Genomic DNA, 19350 nt, shown 5'->3' with positions numbered 1-19350 from the left:
TGACAAACAACACGCTTACAAGCGACTAAAGCCGGACGCTAGTTACGGCGCGTCGGGTTTGTGGCCCGTCTGGCCGGACGCGTCAATCGCAGTATTTTGTCCCTCAGCCTGAGCAGGCTCAGGCGTTGCAACGACAGGCGACGGTGCGGCGTCGTTTGCTGCCAGTTCGGTTCCTTCCGGGAAGATGACAGGCGTTGGTTCGTCCTGACGGACTTCGGCAAACGGTTCACCCACACGGGTCACGCTCAGGGTATTCAGATGAGCGGCAAACTGGAGATTGTTGCCTGCGGCAAACAGGTTAATCACCGTTGAACCCAGCTTGAAGCGGCCCATTTCCTCGCCTTTCGCCAGTACGACGGCGCCTTCTTCACCCGCCTGCGGGTAAGTCCAACGCTTGATGATGCCTTCACGTGGTGGCGTCACCACACCTGACCACACGGTTTCGATGCTGCCGACAATGGTCGCACCGACCAGAATTTGTGCCAATGGCCCGAATTCAGTATCGAACAGGCAAATGACGCGTTCGTTACGCGCAAACAGATTCGGCACGTTATCGGCCGTCAGCAGATTGACGGAGAACAGGTCACCCGGCACATAAATCATCTCGCGCAGCACGCCGTCGCACGGCATGTGGAGGCGGTGATAATCACGCGGCGAAAGGTAAATGGTGGCAAACAGGCCATCACAAAACAGATCCGCCATCATATAGTTGCCAGCCAGCAGCGCTTCCAGCGTGTAGTCGTGATTCTTCGCCTGAATCAGCTTGCCGTCGGTGATGGGGCCAAATTGCGACAGCACGCCGTCAGCAGGCTGCACCAGACGGTGTGCATGGGGATCGACAGGGCGAATACCTGGACGCAGAGGGCGAACGAAAAACTCGTTAAACGTGCGATAGGATGCGGTATCCGGCTGCTGCGCTTCCTGCATGTTGACATTGTATTGGCGGACAAACAGATCGATCACCAGCTTGGTGAGTTTTCCCGCACGTTTGTTGGCTCCCCAGCCCGCTAAGCGGGTCAGCCAGATCTTGGGAAGCCAATACTGTAATTTGATTTTGATATTATCCAGCACGGTGAGCCTCTTGGATTAATAGTGCGCCATAAAATAAGCTGTCTGGGAAACACGTCTGACGTTGTCAGCGGTAGCCCAGAAAGAGAGTCAGCGAATTCGTTAACTCTCAAAGGGGGCGCATTGTAACGATGGTCATGATAAATGTCAGTTATCTGTATCTGAAAAGCCTTTACGCGTTTTTACTTGCGCCATGCTTTCCAGAATCCGGTGATAGTTATCATAGCGCTCTACGGCAATCTCTCCGCGCTCCAGTGCGGCGTTAATGGCGCAGCCCGGATCGTTTTCATGTTTACAGTCGCGGAACTTACACGAACCGATGTATTTGCGTAGCTCGATGAAACCACGCGTAACCTGTTCGGGTTCCAGATGCCACAGACCAAATTCGCGCACGCCCGGTGAGTCGATGACGTCGCCGCCGTGCGGGAAGTGGTAAAGCCGGGAGGCGGTCGTCGTGTGCTGTCCCAATCCTGAGGTATCGGAAACCTCATTCACCAGAATCTGTTCTTCACCCAGTGCGAGCAGCGCGTTAAGCAGGCTGGATTTCCCTACGCCTGACTGCCCGGCGAAAATACTGATACGGTCAGTGAGCGCCTGTTCCAGCTCAGGGATACCCTGTTGTATGTGGCTGGACACCATCAGCACGCGATAGTTGAGTGCGCGGTAGATATCCATCAATTTATCCACAAACTGGCGGGATTCGTCATCCAGCAGATCAATTTTGTTCAGTACGATCAGCGGTTCGATCTCCAGCGTTTCGCAGGCGACCAGATAGCGATCGATAATGTTCAGCGACAGTTCGGGCAAGATCGCGGAGACGATCACGATCTGATCGATATTGGCGGCGATCGGCTTAATGCCATCGTAATAGTCAGGACGTGTCAGGACGGAATGACGGGGGTGAACGGCTTCCACGATCCCGCTGATGCCAGCGAGCGATTCATGGCCGGGTCGCCAGACGACGCGGTCGCCAGTCACCAGCGATGAAATGGTCCGACGAATGTTGCAGCGGTGCACCACGCCATCGGCGGCTTCCACATCGGCGTGCATACCGAATCGGCTGATGATAATGCCTTCCTGCGCATCGCCCAGTTGGCTATCTTCCCATTCGACTTTGCTTTCCGTTTTTTTCAGGCGACGCTGATGGTTGGCGCTAACCCGACGCTGCTGACCTTTCGACAGTTTCTTTTTGCTCACTGAGCCTCACTTAATACGATTTATCGTTCGCGGCAGCGCGTTATCGCCCCACCCGTCATACTTCAAGCTGCATGTACGTTGGCTCCTTCGTTCACCTCAGTCACTTACTGGTGTAAGCTCCTGAGGATTTACTACGTCGCCGCCTTCCTGCAACTCGAATTATTTAGGGTGTATAATACACCCTATTTGATTTTAATTAACTGATACCACCTTGTCGGTATCTGCGCTGGGACTGATACTGTTATCCTTGTATCGATGACAGAGCACAAAGCAACAGTAACACCCACGCAACAGGAACACCCACGATGGTAGATGAAAATAATCTGATCTGGATCGATCTCGAAATGACCGGCCTGAACCCAGATCGCGATCGCATCATTGAGATCGCAACGCTGGTGACGGATGCTAATCTGAACGTGTTGGCCGAAGGGCCGGTACTGGCGGTGCACCAGTCGGATAGCCAATTAGCGCTGATGGATGACTGGAATGTGCGTACACACGGCGCTAGCGGCCTGACGGATCGCGTCAAAGCCAGCACCACGGACGAACGTGCTGCCGAGCTGGAAACGCTGGCGTTTCTACAAAAATGGGTGCCGGCGGGTAAATCGCCGATCTGCGGCAATAGTATTGGGCAGGATCGCCGCTTCCTGTTCCGCTATATGCCGGAGTTGGAAGCCTACTTCCACTACCGCTATCTGGATGTCAGCACGCTCAAAGAACTGGCGCGACGCTGGAAGCCGGAAATTCTGACGGGCTTTAAGAAGCAGGGCACGCATCAGGCGATGGACGACATTCGCGAATCCCTGGCGGAACTGGCTTATTACCGTGAGAATTTTCTGCGGTTGTAGATGAAGTAAGCGGGGGTAGGGCGTGATGCGCAGCGAACTGCTGCTATTTACGCCACAACTCTACGCAACAACGTTTGTTTTGTCAGCGAGAGTCTGTTTTATCAACATATTGTTTTTTTTATCAGCAGTCAGATAATTTTTCATTTTTTGGGGCTTGCGGTTAAACGGATTTCTCGTATAATGCGCACCCCATACCGATGAAGAATTTCAATTAAAGAACTTCAACATCGTATGAAGATTTCCCGGGCGGGAATAGCTCAGTTGGTAGAGCACGACCTTGCCAAGGTCGGGGTCGCGAGTTCGAGTCTCGTTTCCCGCTCCACGTTTTATCACTGTTTGTCACCATACAATCAGTGTGCAGTAATCAGACGTAACGCCTGTTAATGTCTGTCCGATATGCGGGAATAGCTCAGTTGGTAGAGCACGACCTTGCCAAGGTCGGGGTCGCGAGTTCGAGTCTCGTTTCCCGCTCCAATCTTTTCATCTCTCTTTTTTCTTGTACCATCAATTTCCCTGTCGTGCCTGAAATCTATTCGTTTTTCCGTTGTGCAACGATACCGTTAGTACATCAGGTAAGTGATTCCGGTGAGTGAACGCAGCCAACGCACATGCAACTTGAAGTATGGCGGGTATACACCATTGTTGTATTCGATGAACATCGTTAAGTACATTCGAGTTGTGCCTTTATCGTTGATATTGTAGATAAATTATTCTATTAAATACTTAGCCTGATTATATTTATTCTGATTCCTGTTTTTATTTTATTTTTGTATTGGTTGGTTTTTGACGTAATATCAAAAATTGACTATGTTTATAACCAGAATGCATTTATAAAAATCACATCGTTTAAAATGGTCAACGTTATTATTGCTTTTTAGTGATTTTTTTCTATTCGATTTTATCTGGGAAATATCATTTAAATTTCATGAGACATTTCGATTGTTTATTTAATAAATAACGAATTGTTGTCATGGATCATAGGGTATCCCTACAGATAAAAGAGGATGGAAAAATGAATGCAATGAATAGCTCTATTTTACACGTTGTAGCAACGGCGGCGCTGCTGATGAGCGGTTTTGCTCAAGCAGATGATATGGTAAAGGCACATACCGGAAAAGACCAAGTTGAATTAAAACATGTTCATGCTGTCCTGCAAAATGGCACGCCCAGCCCGCAGCACGATGCAATGTGTGAAAAACAGTTGAATATGCCTGAATCCAAATACGTCGGCATGAAAGTAACAACAGAATATAACATTAATACCCAGTCAATGATGATGTCAGCAAAGTCTATGTTCCCTTCGCCACACAGTACGCAGCCTATGGAATTAACGGCTGACTTATCCCCTCTCGGTTTATCTGATAGCTACTCATTCGGTGCATTTAAACCCAGTTCCTTACCCAATGCTTATATTATTTTCTCTGTTGATAAAAAAATGAAAAACCCGGTGAGCACTTTTATGGTTATTAATGAAAGTGAAGCTTATAACTGTGTGATTAGCAGTTCAACGCATGGGTTAAGCAAAGAGGAAATGAAAAGCCTTGAAATGAAGAAATAATAAACTGTTTGTCGTAAATTGCAGACTACTGTCTGCAATTTACGCGATATCTTAGATCATGTGCATTGCCATAAGGGAGCAATCGCAAGAATGTCGGGTTGCATATGAGTCAATGGATTGGAGAATACGTTGAAACGTAAGTGACTATAGATTACTCATGCAGCCATTCAGAAGACGAACGAATATCACCGTGCCAAATGTATAACGCGAGAACGGGCTCTGCCTGTGCCTGAGTCCGCCGCGCCATTGCCAGAGATTGACAATGAGCGATGTAACGGCTGTGGCGAGTGTTTAGTACAGGGCGGTGATAACGCTGTAAGTCTCACGTTGACGAGTATGATGTAGGCTTCTGAAATTATTCAACAGCGGTTCTGTTTCGCTGCACTAATGTTAAGTTCCATACCGTCTTATCGTACAGCGGATGAGCATAATGGATAGATACGACACTGATAATTGGCTATGCTAAAGTATAGTGCAAAGGAGAATAGCTCTTAATCGCAATTGGAGATGAAGTGTATGGAATCTACCTGGAAGTTGAACGAATTAGTCGAGTTGTCTTCAGAAAGTCTTCAGTCTCTCATCCATAATGAAATACCTGCGATTGTGATTAATAATTTTGCTTCCTTTGAGGAGGCTGCTCAGTTTGCGGATGCTGTATCTCAAATGGAGACGAAAGCTTATGAATTTGGTAAGCCAGGGGCTTATCTCGGTAATCCACTTTCCCACTATCGCAACCGCCCAAAGGAAGAATACTTTGCTCAGGTAAACGCTGCTGAATATGAGCGCATGCAAGTCGCCGAAAAATCATTTGATCCTGTTGCTCGGTTTATTCAGGTAATGAAAGAGAAGACCGATTTTGCTGTGTCGATTGCGGCTGAACCAGATTTTGGTTCTTATTTCGCAGGTATTATTCGCTTAATATCAGGTGGTTCAGACCTCCATGTCGACTATGCACCTATATTTGCTCGTGGTTCTATGTCTGTTGGTGATATATCAGCTCAGCTTGCCTGGAATTTTTATGCAGCGTCTCCTAAAGGTGGCGAAACAGTCATTTACAACCGTCCTTATCAATTCACGTCTGTAGACAAAGTGTATAAAGCGTACGATAGTTCACTTGTTGAGGGTTGTGATTCATTTGCTTTTAAGCCTATGATCGGCTCGGTTGTTATTTTTAATACCAGTAATCCCCACGCTGTTTTACCTAATGCAGTGGGTGAGAAAGGGGTTCGTATTGCGACGGGATCCTTTATTGGTCTTTCAGAGAATTACAAATTAGTTTTATGGTCATAAATTAATTTTAATGGATGTTATATGAAAGGTTTTCGCATCACCAATACAGCCGTTCTATATATCCTGACTGTGTTGACGGGGGGGACATCGTGGTATGCTGCAAAATTGCAATTAACGGATGTTCCACCAATTATTTCATTGATTTATCGATTTGGTGGTGCTGCGATATTATTATTATTCATTGCCATAATCGTAGGGAACCGGCTGCGATATGGCTGGCGTGAACATGTTGGTATGGGCGGGCTAGGCGCTTTAGGACTCTCGATTGCATTCTTGTTGATTTATAAGTCTGCATCTCTGATGACCACCGGGCTCATTGCTTTAATCTATTCCACGGTAGTGATACTCAACCCTGTAAATACATACCTATTCTTAAAAACACCAATTCCACGAATAACATTGATAGCCGCGACTATAGGTATAACGGGTATTATTTTGGTCTTTCTGCCGGAACTCCGTGGACATAGTTGGCACTGGGAAGGTGTCGGTTATGCTTTTGGCGCAACATTAGCATTTTCGCTTGCGAATATTATTGCGGTAAAACTGCATGCTCGTAATGTGGCAGTGATTCCAATGACAGGGATTTCAATGGCGTATGGTGCCTCTTTACTTGTTATTTATGCCTTATTGAGCCATCAGGAATTTACGTCTGATGTGACGCCTGTTTATCTATGGTCACTCATATATCTTATTGTCTTTCCATCGGTTATTGGATACACAACCTATTTTGCTGTCATAGGAAGACTGGGCCCCGAGCGTGCGGCTTATACTATGCTATTGGTTCCTCTTGTTGCGCTTGTCATTTCCGCGATTACAGAAAATTACCGACCAACCATTTGGGCGATAGTAGGAACATCTATGATTCTGGCGGCTAATTATTGGGCTATAACCGCCAGATTCCGAATACAATAACTTAGGGTCGAGGTTCAAGTGTTGGATAAGCACGTCGAACCGATCTAGCGATTAAAATAACAAGAATAATTTTGAAAATATCGGCTGGAATGAATCCGATTGAACCAATGGCAGCTTGCCAGACGCTAAGATTGGCGAATGTGGCAATCCAAGGTACGCCAATCCCATAAATAATGATGAATCCACCCAGCACTAAAAATAGGGCTTCTTTTAAAATAGTGAGTGACGACAAGTTCTTTTCGTAGAGATAACCAATGGTAAACGCGGCGATTGGCCAGGCTAGGATAAAGCCACCACTTGGGCTTAAGAAGACCCCAAGCCCCCCTCTGCCTCCAGCCATTACTGGGAGTCCAACGGCTACCAGAACGCAGAATAGCACAAGGGCCAAGGCACCGCGCTTCGAGCCTGAAATTGCACCGGCGAGCATACATCCCATGGATTGTGCTGTTATTGGTACACCTATAATTGGTAGCGTTAGTGGGGGGAACAATCCTAAAGCCGCTGTTAAAGCTGCAAACAACGCAATATAGACAATATCTTTCGTGGACATTTTTATTCCTTCTCTCTTGCTTAGGATTGAACTTATTTTTTCTTTTTATGGCCCGGATTATATGACCGAGCTTCGATTGCCGCTGAGATGTCATCGGCCATTTTCAGTGTGCGTACGATAACGGGAACGGCGATTGCTATAATACTTCTTTCAAGTCCACGAGCCCTTTGTGCTTCTCTCACCTCGGCAGTAACCGATGCCAGAACGGGTATAAAGCGCATTGCTAGAGACAACGCTAAACTCACTTTCCCAGGGTTGATGCCGAGGAAACGTAGCCAAGCTAATCCTTTTTCCAGTGCATCGATCATATCTGAGGAACGGGTAGTCAGGGTGACCAGTGACGCTAATAACAACAGGGCCGAAAGGCGAGTGACGACAAGCGCTCCCGAAAGCCAGTCGTTCAGAGAAACCTGAACAATAAATAAAAGTGCGATAATCCAGATGGCAGGTCTGAGCTGAGCCCATAATGTTGTTATGGATAGCGTGGCGGCAGAATAGAGCAGCAAGATGGCGATTAGCGCGGTAATTGACAGATCAAGCCGCGGAACGATGAAAAGGGTTGTGCCCACGACCATCAAGAGCATCAGCTTTACTCCAGGCCAGACTTTATGGATGCGTGATGTGCCGGGAACGTATTCTGAAAGGCTCATGACATCATTCTCACGTATTCTCGCAACGCAACGGAAGGCACATCATCGATAACGATACGTCCGCCTTCAAATACCAGGACACGATCAAAATTTTCCAGAAATTCAAGATCGTGGGATATAACAATCACGGTTTGGGGTAATCGCTCTATCGCTTCAGCAACCCGACGTTTGTTTCTCAGGTCTAATAACGTCGTGGGCTCATCGAAAACGATATAACTTGGATCCATGACAAGTACACCTGAAATAGCGAGGAGCTGTTTTTGTCCTCCACTCAGTAAATGAGCAGGGTGTTCCCGAAACGAAAGCATATCGTAACGAGATAATGCCTCTTCTGTGCGCTTCTTAATTTCGTCCTTACTAAAACCAAGGTTTTTCATTCCGAAAGCAAGATCTTCCTCAACAACCGGGAATACAATCTGATTATCAGGGTTTTGAAAGACAAACCCGACTTTGCGTCGTACTGACTTTCCGTCTGTTCTGGTATTTATACCATCTACCAACACGTCTCCACTTTTCGGAATCTGTAGCCCATTTAGGAGGCGTGCGAAGGTGCTTTTTCCACATCCGTTGCTACCAACAACCGCGATTCTCCTTTCTTTCAACTCTAAATTTATGTCGCTCAATACAACTCGATCGCCATAGGTAGACGTTACGTTACGTAACTCCAACATAAATAATTTACCCCTTCCGTGTCGTGCTTTTCGTTCTTAATGGTGCTATTTATACAGTATGCCTGTGAATACTGTTGTTCGCAATTCCGTGTTGATACAATATAATTGTATAATTATAGATGATTGGGAATATATCAGGTGTTGTGCTATGATTTTTCATTCTTACTGTGCCACACTATTTTAGTGTTATTTTATAAATGGATAGCTATACCAATAAATAGCATTTTTTGTAACAATATTGGATAGGTATTTATGGTGTTTATTTATCACAATACGAAGGGATTATATTTTGAAAAAAATTGCTTTTATCACCGGTGCCAGTAGGGGGATTGGTTATGATGTGGCAAAATACTTTGCGGAAAAAAATTATAATCTCATTATTCTGGCTAGAGATGAACAGAGATTAGTTAACATATCGAAATATTTTAATGAAGAGTTCGGTACGTTATCTAAAATCATTGCTATTGACGTTTGTGATTTTCCCGCTGTCGAAAAAGAAGTGTTAAAAGCAATAAATGAATTAGGCCACATTGATGTTCTAGTTAATGCCGCTGGGATATTTCTCCCAGGATCTCGTTCTGCTGCGTTAGATGATTTTTCCGCGATGCTTAATACCAACGTGACATCTATCCATCATCTTTGTAAGCTGTGCCACCCGTTCATGGGACGTTACCATCCCGGATGGATCTTTAATATTGCTTCGATTTGCGGCATAAAATCCTATGCTGGAATTGCGGGTTACGTGGCGAGCAAACATGCATTAGTTGGGTATAGTCTATCTATTGGTCAAGAACTTATAAAACAGGGAATTAAAGTGACAACTATTTGCCCTGATGTGGTAAATACCGATATGTCTGAAGGGTCAGGGCTAAACGATGAGGAAAAAATAGCTACATCAGATATTACCCGTGCTATTGATTTTGTTATGTCGCTTTCACCATCCGCGATCGTCGAACAGATAACGATAGGAAGAAAGCCTAAACAGGCTACCAGGTAACAGCCGTGAATGATCAGCGACTACTGAGTGTAGGAGGAAAGGGTTTCCTCCTTAAAACTCAGGCCCCTCGAAGGGATATTTCGCCGCCAATATAGGGCACTATTTCGCCATCTCTTTCCAGAAGAAGAGCGCCTTGTTTGTCGATTCCCCGACCGATACCGTAGATCTCTTTATCCCCGATAATGAGTTTAACGTTACGGTTGTAGAAATTGTCTAATGCTTCCCAACGTGAAACAAATGGCGCGAGGCCTTCTTGCTCGAATTGTATTAGTGCTGAACGCAACGCATTGATCAGCGTGATCGCTAATGTATTCCTGTCGATATCAATACCAGCTTCTTGTAAATTAATCCATCCTTGATTTATTGTGTCAATATTGGACTCTCGCATTGTTAAATTAATGCCAATTCCGATGACCAGATTCGCTGCATCGCCAGTTCGGCCATTGAGTTCCACGAGAATACCAGCCAGTTTACGATCATGAAGATACAGATCATTTGGCCATTTCACTCTTACTCCCTCGGCTCCTAGGCTGTGCAGAACTTCAGCCATAACGATACCAATAGCGACACTGACCCCAACCGCTGCGGCGGGCCCTTGTTCCAACCGCCAGAATAAGGAAAGATAAAGATTTGTTCCAAAAGGAGATACCCATTGTCTTCCTCGGCGTCCACGCCCGGCGGATTGATATTCCGCCAGGCAGGTATCGCCGGACGATAATGAATCCAAACGCGTCAATAAATACTGATTGGTTGAATCAATGACAGGGAATACGGAAACGTGACCGCCGTTAACCAGTGAAGTGATTTTCTCTACATCCAACAATTGCATCGGGCTGGGTAACGAATATCCTTTACCTGTCAAGGTCATGACGTCAATGCCCCATTCCCGTATCGTTTGGATATGCTTATTGATGGCGGAACGGCTCATCCCCATGACTTCGCCCAAATCTTCGCCTGAATGACAGTTTCCGTCAGCGAGAATAGCGATGAGTTTTAACGGAATCGTGTGGTCTTTCATGCCAGTCCCTTAGCCACATTTGTCTTAATGGATGAAAGGGATGTGCTGGGTACATTAGATGCTATGAAGAAATCGGTCATGATGTGTCACGGTCGCTGATGAATGGTTTACAGTTTACCCTATTGCGGCCGATCCCAACAATGTTACTGATTGGGAAGCGAACAAAAAATTAACACGTAATTAAAACTTTCCCTTTTATTTTTCCCGCCATAATAGACTGTATCACGAAGGATAAGTCCTTAATGTCAAACACCTCGGAGATATGGGTGTAAATAACATGGCTTCGGATCAGTTGCATGACTTCATCAATTTTATTTTGAATTAATGGTTTCTCTGTATTGTGGATCCATTGCCGCAGGTGGAAATGGGAAAAATCGATATCAGGTCTTTCTTTCCAGAATGCAGTCGGTATGGCTTTACCCGATAATAAACCATAGTGAATAAACTGCCCGCCCTGTTTTACGGCGCGAGAAGTGCACATAGCATCGTCTCCGCCGATGCAGTCGAGAACGGCATCAACGCCACCTTCTTTTTTTATCTGTGCTAAATCGTGGTGATAACTTTCTGCATGGGACACCAGAATACGTTGGACGGCGCAATCCTTAAAAAAGTCGCTATCAGGCATGTGTCGGACGACGGCTATAGGATATATGCCCATGTTGTTGGCGATACGGATAAGCATGCGACCGATAGCCGAGTTGGCCGCGTTGATCATGATTCTCGTGTTGTTGGTGGTTATCAATCTTTCCGACATGATTAAGAATGCCGTCATGGGATTAATATAACCGGTGGCGGCGTGTTCTTCTGAAATATCATCAGGAATAGAAAAACACCACTTTGCATCAATGTTTCGCACGCCTTGCCAGGCTCCCATACTGCCCAGCGGCAATACTCGCTGGCCAACCGCAAAATTATTGACGGATGTTCCTGTCTCGCGAATTATCCCCACGCCCTCAAAACCAGGAACAAAAGGCAGTTCTATTCTTGATTTATATGCTCCGGAAATCGTGATCAAATCCGATGGATTGATGGTGGAATATCGCATTCTGACACTCACCATTTCGGAGGAAAGTGGTTCAGGAATATAATTTTCGATGGCGACGCATTTGCTGGCGAGCCCGAATTCTCTGACGAACGCCCGAGTGTACGTTTTGCTTTCTTCTTTACTACACATATCAATATCCTTGGCTATCTATTTTTCAAACGTTCTCATTTGGCATGCCATAACGGAATTTTTTTCTTTATAAACGCGTCCTGATTATCAGAATAGTCTTGGCTACTTCTGATGGCGGAGAGTTCCTCCTCGCACCGTTGCAGCCATTCAGACGTGCTACACTGGTTAACTTCACTGATGAGTGTGTTACAAGCACGTACCGCCAGCGGGGCATTGCGACATAGCCTGGTGGCAAAATGTTCCGCTGATGCCATCAGCGATTCCCGCGAAACAATGTGGTTGATGATACCCAACTGAAAAGCGCGCTCGGCATCAATCGCTTCGCCACTCAGAATAATTTCGCGCGCCAGATTTATAGGCAAAGAAGAGACGAGTTTCTGAATCCCGCCACCTAACGGGAGAAGGCTATGGCGAACTTCTGGCAGACCTAATTTGATGCCAGCGGACGAGAGAATAAAGTCACAGTGTAAGGCCAGTTCGAAACCTCCACCGAATGCATCGCCATTCAAGGCGGCAATCCATAATTTCTGACGTTTGATGTTTTGTAATGGCTGGTATCCCCCATGCTTCGATAGTAATTTCGTACCGCCATTTTCAAATGCCTCTTTCAGATCGGCTCCAGCGCAAAATGATTTATCTCCTGAGCCGGTTAATATCACGACCCAAATATCACGGTCTTCTTCCGTTTTTTTTATTATGTCATCAAGGTGCCTGACCATTGCTGCGTTATAGGCATTGCGGGACTGAGGACGATTTAAGGTGACCCGTGCAATGTGTTCGCCGGAGCGTGTATAGGTAATTTCAGTAGAGGGGGTATCCATCTTTAAATCGTCTCCGCAATGTCAAACAGGGAGGTGAGACCTAAGCCGCCTGCGATCCCCAACATCGCCATTGCGTATTGTTTGTCTGCTTGATGTTGGGGAGCACGGATCAACTGACTAAAAAGCCTGGTCACCAGAATAGAGCCCGAAGCGCCATAGGGATGGCCCAGCGCGATTGCACCGCCTTGACGATTCACTTTATGTTCATCAACGCCTAATGCATCCAACGAACCTAAAACTTGTGAGGCAAAGGCTTCATTAAACTCAATAACGTTAATCATACTCATCTGCAAAGACGGTTGTCTGGAGAGCAATTTTTTCGTTGAGGCCACAGGGCCTAATCCCAAATAGTTGGGATCCACGCCTGCGCTGGCTGAATCCAGAAATCGTAACCCCGTCGAATAGCCGTATTCTCTGGCCTTCTTCCGGCTCATAATAAGGACGAGGGAGGCACCGTCATTTAGCGGACAAGCATTGCCTGCCGTGACTGTTCCACCAAGAACGAAGGCGGACGGAAGGGAGGAGAGCGCTTCAAATGAGGTGGAGGGTCTGGGACATTCATCGGCGGAAATAGACTGATTTCCAACGGATAGTGGGACAATCTCTTCATTAAATACGCCATTGATAGCGGAAGAAACAGCACGTTGATGGCTGCGTAGCGCAAAGTGATCCTGCCTTTCCCGTGTGATAGCACATTTTTCCGCGACATTTTCTGCCGCCACGCCCATTTCTGGGTCGCCAATCTCCTCCGGTGAAAAACGCGAACGGTTATAGAACTGTGGCAGATTTTTCGGTGATGAGGGCTTTTCTATTCGCCAAGGCGCTGTGCTTACGCTTTCGACGCCACCTGCAATATAGCAGTCTCCTGCACCGGCCTGAATAAAACGAGCCGCCTGGATAATCGCTTCCAGACCGGAACCGCATTGGCGATCGATCGTCACTCCGGGAACCTCGAGCGGTAATCCCGCAGACAGTGCAGCTAACCTGGCAATATTGCCATTGCAGCCAGTGACGTTACCGATGAAGACTTCATCAACAGCTATTGGAGCTAACTCACTGCCGGATATGAGCTTTTTAATGAGCGGAACCAATAAATCAATTACGCTCAGGCCAGACAAGCAGCCATAGGCTCTGCCTACAGGCGTTCTGTAAGCATTCACGATGATCGGCTCGTTGTCTTGATTAGGTTGGTAATTTAACAATGGATGCCTCTTTACTATTGATCATCTTCTCAAGTTCTTTGCGTTTAATTTTTCCGCTCGATGTCATTGGCCATTTATTTATCGTATAGACGTCTTTCGGTATTTTATATCTTGGCAGGTGAGTGGAACAATACGCCACTACATCAGAATAATGGTGAATATGACCTTCGATGATGGAAACGATTTTACTTCCTAAATATTCATCAGCGATGGCGAGTACGATAGCTTCATCGATTTCCGGCATGCTTCGAAGCACTTTCTCGACTTCGGAAAGATAGACGTTATAACCGCCGGTTAAAATCATGCCGCCGGTTCGACCAAGAACATGGAGCCGTCTGTGCTCGTCAATATACCCCATATCCCCGACCGTTGCCCCGTTCTGGGTAACGTGAAAGGCCTTGCCATCATCGCCCCATAAATAACGGTCGGCAATGAGTTCGCTATTCACGTAAATATATCCCGTTTCTCCGTTTGCAAGCGCATTGCCATGCTCATCACGGATAACAATGTTAACGCCGGGGAACGCGTAACCAACAGAGTCGATGGATTCATCGATGTTTTCATCATCCAATAGTGAAACGGAGATAAAACTTAATTCAGAGGCGCCATAATACTCTTGAACAATGGCATTAGGCAGCATATCTCGGATAGTGAGATATTTATTAATGTCGAGTTTTGCGCCAGCGGTCAAGATGTATTTCACGTTAGAAAGTGCATTAACGTGTGTTCTAAAGATTTTCCCCAGAGACACGACCATAGAGGGGACGACGACCAGACGATCAATGGAATGACGAGTGATCGTCTTATAAGCGATATCATTATTCCATTTCGACAAAGAGTAGAATGTCGATCCTGAATATAATGTTTCATTCAGGCAATAAAGTCCGATGCCATGAAAAATAGGACACGGACAGAAGGTGTTAATCACGCTATTTAAAAAGAAAAGTGTATATCCACTGTCAAAACTGTTTCGCCAGGATTGTCTGGAACGCAGTAATGCTTTAGGAAAAGACGTTGTTCCTGACGTAAAGTAAATTAAGAAATAGCCATCTTTCTTATCTTCGAAAAACGATATTTTCGTACTCTTCGAAAATGGATCATCATAGCACAGGCAGTCTATTTTCAACGCTTGTGCTAGATTCTGGATGTCATTGCGGTCTGAGCCAATAATGATCAAATCAGGGGACAGTTTCTCCAACGTTTCAGCGAGCTGAGTATAGGGGATGTTTGGGTCGATTACCGCACAGACGTTAGGAAATACTGTTGCTGCGAGGTATGCTTCAGGGAATCTAACACTATTCCCTAACATGATAGCGATGACTTTAGCATCTTTTATATGCTTTTCATTTTTACCAGTAGGAATAGCGGATATATAGCCGTAGAGGGCTAAAGCATTATTCCATAGCGCTTTATACGTGAGCGTATTTTCATCGATATTAACTGCAATTTGGTTGCCATTGTGTTCTGCGTAAAAACGAACTTTATCATGAATTGGCATAAATCATTTTTCCTGCTTAGCTACCGACTCAAAGCCATTCATTAATGCCTTTCTCGTTTCTTCAGGGACGCTAATCGGACGTCCACTTTCTAAGCTAACACAAACCCAAACAATACTCCCTTGAGCACTGGACGCGTTTGTTGACTCATTATGTAAATGTATTTCAAATTCGAGGCTACTGTTGCCGATTTTGTTGAGATACACATGAGGTTTGACAATGTCATCAATGGATAATTCACTGATAAAAACAACTTCGCAGCGCTTGACGTGATAAGCAACTCCCGATGTTTTGGGCCTGAAAAGATGAAGTATTTCATTTTCCCTGAGCTGGTTGACTATCGCATCTTCAAAATAATCCAGATACACAGAATTATGTACGTGTCCATTCAAGTCGATATCTCGCATAGAGACCTGAAAATATTTTCCTACGGGATACTTATTATTCATACATCTCCTTTGTATCAGAGAAAATGATTGAGGATAGTGGAGTAATTTCTTGCATTATATTCGCTCCATTTAGTCAGGTGCTAACCATGAGTAAAGCTGTCTTCTACCATGATAGTTCATTAAAAAGACAGCGTTATTATACATTTTCCAGTGTGACCCGCCGTCACCAGTAGTCACAGATCATCAACACACGGTCGAAGTGTTGGGCTGCGAAGTCGGTGCAATGGATGATGAAATTCAGCGTGCCGCCATCCCACTGAAAAAGCTGGGTAAGGCGACGCTGGTTCTCGGATGCAGTTGAAAGGCGGGCTTTTGCCCAAGCGTCTTCTCGCATTGAAGGCCGGGTCGGCAAAGCGCATGCCGCTGCACAGACGGGCGGCATCCTGCACATTTGCCTGCCTCAGCAAGAAGACGATGCACTGACAGCGAGTCACTCTGCATCACCCATAATGCATTTTTGTAACGTTTTGCCTTTTTTGGGGGCGTTAACGCGCCGGAATCCCTGTGTCTACTGCATTTTCACCGCATTGGAAATCATGGCACGGCCTGTGCCTAGTCTTATATATCATCTTGTGTACAAGATGGGGCGACTCAGGCAATCGACCTGATCGGTTTTTTCAGGCTTACCAGGCCGTCGCTGGTCTGGTAAGACTGATGCCGACATTCACTCTTCACCCAGCGAACGCGATACGCGTTCTTTTCTTAATACGCCCTGTATGCCGACAAACAGCACGCCGGTTAGCAACAAGATAGCAATGAGGCCGTCGTAGCCGTAAAACGTGATGGCTGCGCCAGAGAACAGCGGCCCGCTGATGCTGCCCGCAGACCACACCAGCCCCAGAAGGGAATTCATCACGATCAGTCGCTGACCAGCAAATTTCTGACCCGCCCGTACCAGAGACAGCGTGTAAAGCCCGCCTGCGGCGGCACCCAGTACGATACAGACGGGAACCAGAAGTGCAGGGGAGGAGAATGAGAAGGTGATCAATACCAGCATCACACAGAACAGGATGCCGCAGGCTATGTGGGTTTTGATAATGCCGCATTTGTCTGCCAGCCAGCCAATCGGCGTCTGAAATACGGCATCGCCCAGAAAAATGAGCGTAACCAATAAGATTGCGGACTTTTCGTCTAAGCCTTGTTCCATACCGTAAAGCGGAAAGAGCGCCAGTATGCTGGCATCAAAGAAGGAAAAGCAGAGCACGCCAGAGGCGATGGTCGGGAGAAAAGGGATTGGGGTTGCGCTGATTGCGTTAGGCGCTTCGCTGGCGTTGACCAAAATGACTCTCTGATGGGGCAATTCATCGGATCAGGCAAGAAAACCATCGGAATGCTATACCTGTCTGCTGGGGGATTAAGGAAAATATTCGATTTCTTAACATGATCAATGTCTCAACATGATCGGTTTCTCAACAGAAAAGGAAATAGCCATGCTTGTACACGCCTATGGAGCCCATGCGGGCGATAAACCTCTCGAGCCGTTGCAGATTGTCCGTCGTACGCCGGGAGCCCACGATGTCCAGATTGACATTGCGTACTGTGGTATCTGCCATTCGGACCTGCATCAGGTGCGTGCTGAATGGGAAGGTACACAGTTTCCCTGCGTGCCCGGCCATGAGATCGTCGGACGGGTGTCTGCGGTTGGGGCTCATGTCTCCGCTTTTAAGGCGGGCGATCTGGTGGGTATCGGCTGCATCGTGGACAGTTGTCGACACTGCGAAGAATGCGATGATGGCTTAGAAAACTACTGTGATGGCATGGTCGGTACCTATAACGGCCCGACGGCGGATGAGCCAGGCTGGACGCTCGGCGGCTACTCTCAGCAGATTGTCGTGCATGAACGCTATGTGCTGCGCGTCCGACACCCTGAGGCGGAACTGGCTGCGGTCGCACCTCTGCTGTGTGCGGGGATTACGACTTATTCGCCGCTGCGCCACTGGAATGCCGGGCCGGGTAAGAAGGTCGGCGTCGTAGGGATCGGCGGGCTTGGCCACATGGGGATCAAACTGGCGCATGCTATGGGAGCCTATGTTGTGGCGTTCACCACGTCTGAATCCAAACGTGAAGATGCCAAGGCGCTGGGCGCCAATGAGGTCGTGGTGTCTCGTAATGTGGAAGAAATGGCGGCACACGCGGGCAGCTTCGATTTAATCCTGAATACTGTTGCCGCGCCACACGATCTGGATACGTTTCTGGTGCTGCTGAAGCGTGATGGCGCGCTAACGCTGGTCGGTGCGCCGGCATCGCCGCATCCTTCTCCTAACGTGTTCAACCTGATCATGAAACGCCGTACGGTGGCGGGATCGATGATTGGCGGCATTCCTGAAACGCAGGAGATGCTGGATTTCTGTGCCGAGCACGGGATTGTTTCTGATATTGAGCTTATCCGCGCCGATGAAATCAATGAGGCCTACGAGCGGATGCTCAAAGGTGATGTGAAATACCGCTTCGTTATTGATAACGCCACGCTGAACGCCTGATTGGCCTGGGTTCTGCTGCACTGACTTCCTCCCGGTGCAGTGGGACTATCATCAAGTGATCTATCACGCCTTCTCGACATCATGAGAAAAACCACGCTGTCGTAATTTCTCGTCACCAGAGACGCCAGAATGCGTTACTATTCGTCGATACTCTTCATTGTTACCCCAACGCGTTGATTTTCCTTCTCTATCACAGCGAAAAGACAGTTTAAAATAAGTATTTATACCGATTTAGCTCTCCTGATTCGTTTTCTATCTCTCACGGCTACAGCATGACAAGAAAGGCAAAAAATAGTGCTTTCGTGCTACCTTTTGGGCGGGTGGTAGATACCATCAATACCGTGCTTTGGGGCAACCTCTCATCTGCGAGCAACAAGGGAAAAGAGAAAAATAACGGACAGGCATTCAAACAAAACCGGGGTATCACCACCACTTGCTCTCTCTATGCGGGATAAATCGCTTACTGAAATCAACGAGTGGTTTGAAGCGCTGGAGAAAAGGTCGATGCCAATGACGTCATTGTGCGAACCACGTTGCACATGGGCATCCATAACAATGTGATGTTGGATTATACGCCGAGCCGCACGGAAATATCCCCAGAGCCAAAACGTGATGCCGACGGAGTCGCTGCAAACGTTCGGGCGTTTTTCGATAAGCATAGCGTGACGGTACAGCGTGTGGCCACGCTGGCCGCCTGCCTGAGCCATGCGACAGAAGGGTTAAAACTGAATATGTTGCCTGCGCTAGAGGATGACACGCTGTTCGAACAACTGGTCGACGAAGTTTGGCTACGGGAACCCGCCGTGATCGAACATGTTCTGTATCTGATCTGGGGTAATACGAAGAAACTCGCCGCACTGGTGAAAAAATCGGAAGCGAAGCGCGGCGCGTTATTAACGTCGCTTATTCAGGCTTCGGCCAAATCTTAAATGTAATAACGGTGGGTGAGGCCGTAGGGTTTCATCCCAT

20 protein-coding genes and 2 tRNA genes are annotated in these 19350 nt (G+C 47.0%); 9 read left to right on the top strand and 13 right to left on the bottom strand.

The window, feature by feature from the left end; translation table 11 throughout:
* Positions 1-42: 42 nt before the first annotated feature.
* Both asd and rsgA read right to left on the bottom strand, forming a co-directional pair.
* Positions 43-1071 carry an archaetidylserine decarboxylase gene (gene asd / locus O1Q74_RS17570; RefSeq protein ID WP_271874850.1) on the bottom strand — a complete coding sequence of 343 codons (1029 nt, stop codon included), beginning with the start codon at positions 1069-1071 and terminating at the stop codon, positions 43-45.
* A 144-nt stretch (positions 1072-1215) separates the two neighbouring features.
* On the bottom strand, positions 1216-2265 hold the full coding sequence (rsgA, locus tag O1Q74_RS17565; protein WP_271874849.1) for a small ribosomal subunit biogenesis GTPase RsgA: 1050 nt from the start codon (positions 2263-2265) through the stop codon (positions 1216-1218).
* A gap of 305 nt (positions 2266-2570) precedes the next feature.
* On the opposite strand from rsgA, the gene orn reads away from it, so the two are divergent.
* The 6 genes from orn to O1Q74_RS17535 all read left to right on the top strand — a co-directional run bounded on the left by orn (position 2571) and on the right by O1Q74_RS17535 (position 6873).
* Positions 2571-3113 carry an oligoribonuclease gene (gene orn, locus O1Q74_RS17560; RefSeq protein ID WP_271874848.1) on the top strand — a complete coding sequence of 181 codons (543 nt, stop codon included), beginning with the start codon at positions 2571-2573 and terminating at the stop codon, positions 3111-3113.
* A gap of 246 nt (positions 3114-3359) precedes the next feature.
* A tRNA-Gly gene (locus O1Q74_RS17555) sits at positions 3360-3435 on the top strand.
* A 76-nt stretch (positions 3436-3511) separates the two neighbouring features.
* Positions 3512-3587: transfer RNA gene (locus tag O1Q74_RS17550), tRNA-Gly, on the top strand.
* A gap of 538 nt (positions 3588-4125) precedes the next feature.
* A complete protein-coding gene (locus O1Q74_RS17545; protein WP_271874847.1) occupies positions 4126-4671 on the top strand; it encodes a hypothetical protein in 546 nt (181 codons plus the stop codon).
* A 516-nt stretch (positions 4672-5187) separates the two neighbouring features.
* The gene (locus tag O1Q74_RS17540) at positions 5188-5961 is read left to right on the top strand and encodes a 2OG-Fe(II)-dependent halogenase WelO5 family protein (RefSeq protein WP_271874846.1); all 774 of its coding nucleotides are present in this window, start codon (positions 5188-5190) and stop codon (positions 5959-5961) included.
* Positions 5962-5982: 21 nt separating this feature from the next.
* Positions 5983-6873 (top strand): DMT family transporter, encoded by an 891-nt coding sequence (locus O1Q74_RS17535; RefSeq protein ID WP_271874845.1) that lies wholly within the window; start codon positions 5983-5985, stop codon positions 6871-6873.
* Between the two features lies 1 nt (position 6874).
* On the opposite strand, the gene O1Q74_RS17530 is transcribed toward O1Q74_RS17535, so the two are convergent.
* The 3 genes from O1Q74_RS17530 to O1Q74_RS17520 are packed head-to-tail and all read right to left on the bottom strand — an operon-like array spanning position 6875 to position 8744.
* Entirely contained in the window at positions 6875-7423 is a 549-nt protein-coding gene (locus O1Q74_RS17530; protein ID WP_271874844.1) for a biotin transporter BioY, read from the bottom strand.
* A 32-nt stretch (positions 7424-7455) separates the two neighbouring features.
* Positions 7456-8073: an energy-coupling factor transporter transmembrane component T family protein gene (locus O1Q74_RS17525; protein WP_271874843.1), complete on the bottom strand. Its 618-nt coding sequence runs from the start codon at positions 8071-8073 to the stop codon at positions 7456-7458.
* On the bottom strand, positions 8070-8744 hold the full coding sequence (locus tag O1Q74_RS17520) for an energy-coupling factor ABC transporter ATP-binding protein (protein ID WP_271874842.1): 675 nt from the start codon (positions 8742-8744) through the stop codon (positions 8070-8072). The genes O1Q74_RS17525 and O1Q74_RS17520 overlap by 4 nt, the downstream gene beginning before the upstream one ends.
* 289 nt (positions 8745-9033) lie before the next feature.
* Here O1Q74_RS17520 and O1Q74_RS17515 point away from each other — a divergent pair, with 289 nt between their 5' ends.
* Positions 9034-9741 carry an SDR family oxidoreductase gene (locus O1Q74_RS17515; RefSeq protein ID WP_271874841.1) on the top strand — a complete coding sequence of 236 codons (708 nt, stop codon included), beginning with the start codon at positions 9034-9036 and terminating at the stop codon, positions 9739-9741.
* A gap of 58 nt (positions 9742-9799) precedes the next feature.
* Here the strand turns inward: O1Q74_RS17515 and birA are convergent, their stop codons facing one another.
* From birA to O1Q74_RS17480, 8 genes are all read right to left on the bottom strand, one after another.
* Positions 9800-10759 carry a bifunctional biotin--[acetyl-CoA-carboxylase] ligase/biotin operon repressor BirA gene (birA, locus tag O1Q74_RS17510; protein ID WP_271874840.1) on the bottom strand — a complete coding sequence of 320 codons (960 nt, stop codon included), beginning with the start codon at positions 10757-10759 and terminating at the stop codon, positions 9800-9802.
* A 169-nt stretch (positions 10760-10928) separates the two neighbouring features.
* Complete coding sequence (locus O1Q74_RS17505; protein ID WP_271874839.1) at positions 10929-11933, bottom strand: zinc-dependent alcohol dehydrogenase family protein; 1005 nt, start codon at positions 11931-11933, stop codon at positions 10929-10931.
* Positions 11934-11968: 35 nt separating this feature from the next.
* Positions 11969-12754, bottom strand: a complete 786-nt coding sequence (locus tag O1Q74_RS17500) for an enoyl-CoA hydratase/isomerase family protein (RefSeq protein WP_271874838.1) — start codon at positions 12752-12754, stop codon at positions 11969-11971.
* A 2-nt stretch (positions 12755-12756) separates the two neighbouring features.
* Entirely contained in the window at positions 12757-13974 is a 1218-nt protein-coding gene (locus O1Q74_RS17495) for a thiolase family protein (RefSeq protein ID WP_442953150.1), read from the bottom strand.
* Positions 13937-15454 carry an AMP-binding protein gene (locus O1Q74_RS17490; protein ID WP_271874836.1) on the bottom strand — a complete coding sequence of 506 codons (1518 nt, stop codon included), beginning with the start codon at positions 15452-15454 and terminating at the stop codon, positions 13937-13939. Before O1Q74_RS17490 ends, O1Q74_RS17495 begins: the two co-directional genes overlap by 38 nt.
* A gap of 3 nt (positions 15455-15457) precedes the next feature.
* On the bottom strand, positions 15458-15901 hold the full coding sequence (locus tag O1Q74_RS17485) for an acyl-CoA thioesterase (protein ID WP_271874835.1): 444 nt from the start codon (positions 15899-15901) through the stop codon (positions 15458-15460).
* Between the two features lie 163 nt (positions 15902-16064).
* A complete protein-coding gene (locus tag O1Q74_RS20415) occupies positions 16065-16235 on the bottom strand; it encodes a DUF1963 domain-containing protein (RefSeq protein WP_442953149.1) in 171 nt (56 codons plus the stop codon).
* A 330-nt stretch (positions 16236-16565) separates the two neighbouring features.
* Positions 16566-17180 (bottom strand): MFS transporter, encoded by a 615-nt coding sequence (locus O1Q74_RS17480; RefSeq protein WP_271874834.1) that lies wholly within the window; start codon positions 17178-17180, stop codon positions 16566-16568.
* 151 nt (positions 17181-17331) lie between these two features.
* On the opposite strand from O1Q74_RS17480, the gene O1Q74_RS17475 reads away from it, so the two are divergent.
* Both O1Q74_RS17475 and O1Q74_RS17470 read left to right on the top strand, forming a co-directional pair.
* Positions 17332-18381 carry an NAD(P)-dependent alcohol dehydrogenase gene (locus O1Q74_RS17475; protein ID WP_271874833.1) on the top strand — a complete coding sequence of 350 codons (1050 nt, stop codon included), beginning with the start codon at positions 17332-17334 and terminating at the stop codon, positions 18379-18381.
* A 521-nt stretch (positions 18382-18902) separates the two neighbouring features.
* A complete protein-coding gene (locus O1Q74_RS17470; protein WP_271874832.1) occupies positions 18903-19310 on the top strand; it encodes a DUF6138 family protein in 408 nt (135 codons plus the stop codon).
* Positions 19311-19350 lie beyond the last annotated feature (40 nt).

This window comes from Pectobacterium sp. A5351 (assembly GCF_028335745.1).
In the GTDB taxonomy this organism is placed as follows: Bacteria; Pseudomonadota; Gammaproteobacteria; order Enterobacterales; family Enterobacteriaceae; genus Pectobacterium.
The sequence above is the reverse complement of the archived record's forward strand: the minus strand, read 5'-3'. Positions and strand labels throughout refer to the sequence as shown.

Coding starts and splice junctions, on each gene's coding strand:
- orn (WP_271874848.1), top strand. CDS start 2,571: ATGGTAGATGAAAATAATCTGATCTGGATCGATCTCGAAATGACCGGC.
- O1Q74_RS17545 (WP_271874847.1), top strand. CDS start 4,126: ATGAATGCAATGAATAGCTCTATTTTACACGTTGTAGCAACGGCGGCG.
- O1Q74_RS17540 (WP_271874846.1), top strand. CDS start 5,188: ATGGAATCTACCTGGAAGTTGAACGAATTAGTCGAGTTGTCTTCAGAA.
- O1Q74_RS17535 (WP_271874845.1), top strand. CDS start 5,983: ATGAAAGGTTTTCGCATCACCAATACAGCCGTTCTATATATCCTGACT.
- O1Q74_RS17530 (WP_271874844.1), bottom strand. CDS start 7,423: ATGTCCACGAAAGATATTGTCTATATTGCGTTGTTTGCAGCTTTAACA.
- O1Q74_RS17525 (WP_271874843.1), bottom strand. CDS start 8,073: ATGAGCCTTTCAGAATACGTTCCCGGCACATCACGCATCCATAAAGTC.
- O1Q74_RS17520 (WP_271874842.1), bottom strand. CDS start 8,744: ATGTTGGAGTTACGTAACGTAACGTCTACCTATGGCGATCGAGTTGTA.
- birA (WP_271874840.1), bottom strand. CDS start 10,759: ATGAAAGACCACACGATTCCGTTAAAACTCATCGCTATTCTCGCTGAC.
- O1Q74_RS17505 (WP_271874839.1), bottom strand. CDS start 11,933: ATGTGTAGTAAAGAAGAAAGCAAAACGTACACTCGGGCGTTCGTCAGA.
- O1Q74_RS17500 (WP_271874838.1), bottom strand. CDS start 12,754: ATGGATACCCCCTCTACTGAAATTACCTATACACGCTCCGGCGAACAC.
- O1Q74_RS17490 (WP_271874836.1), bottom strand. CDS start 15,454: ATGCCAATTCATGATAAAGTTCGTTTTTACGCAGAACACAATGGCAAC.
- O1Q74_RS17485 (WP_271874835.1), bottom strand. CDS start 15,901: ATGAATAATAAGTATCCCGTAGGAAAATATTTTCAGGTCTCTATGCGA.
- O1Q74_RS20415 (WP_442953149.1), bottom strand. CDS start 16,235: ATGCGAGAAGACGCTTGGGCAAAAGCCCGCCTTTCAACTGCATCCGAG.
- O1Q74_RS17475 (WP_271874833.1), top strand. CDS start 17,332: ATGCTTGTACACGCCTATGGAGCCCATGCGGGCGATAAACCTCTCGAG.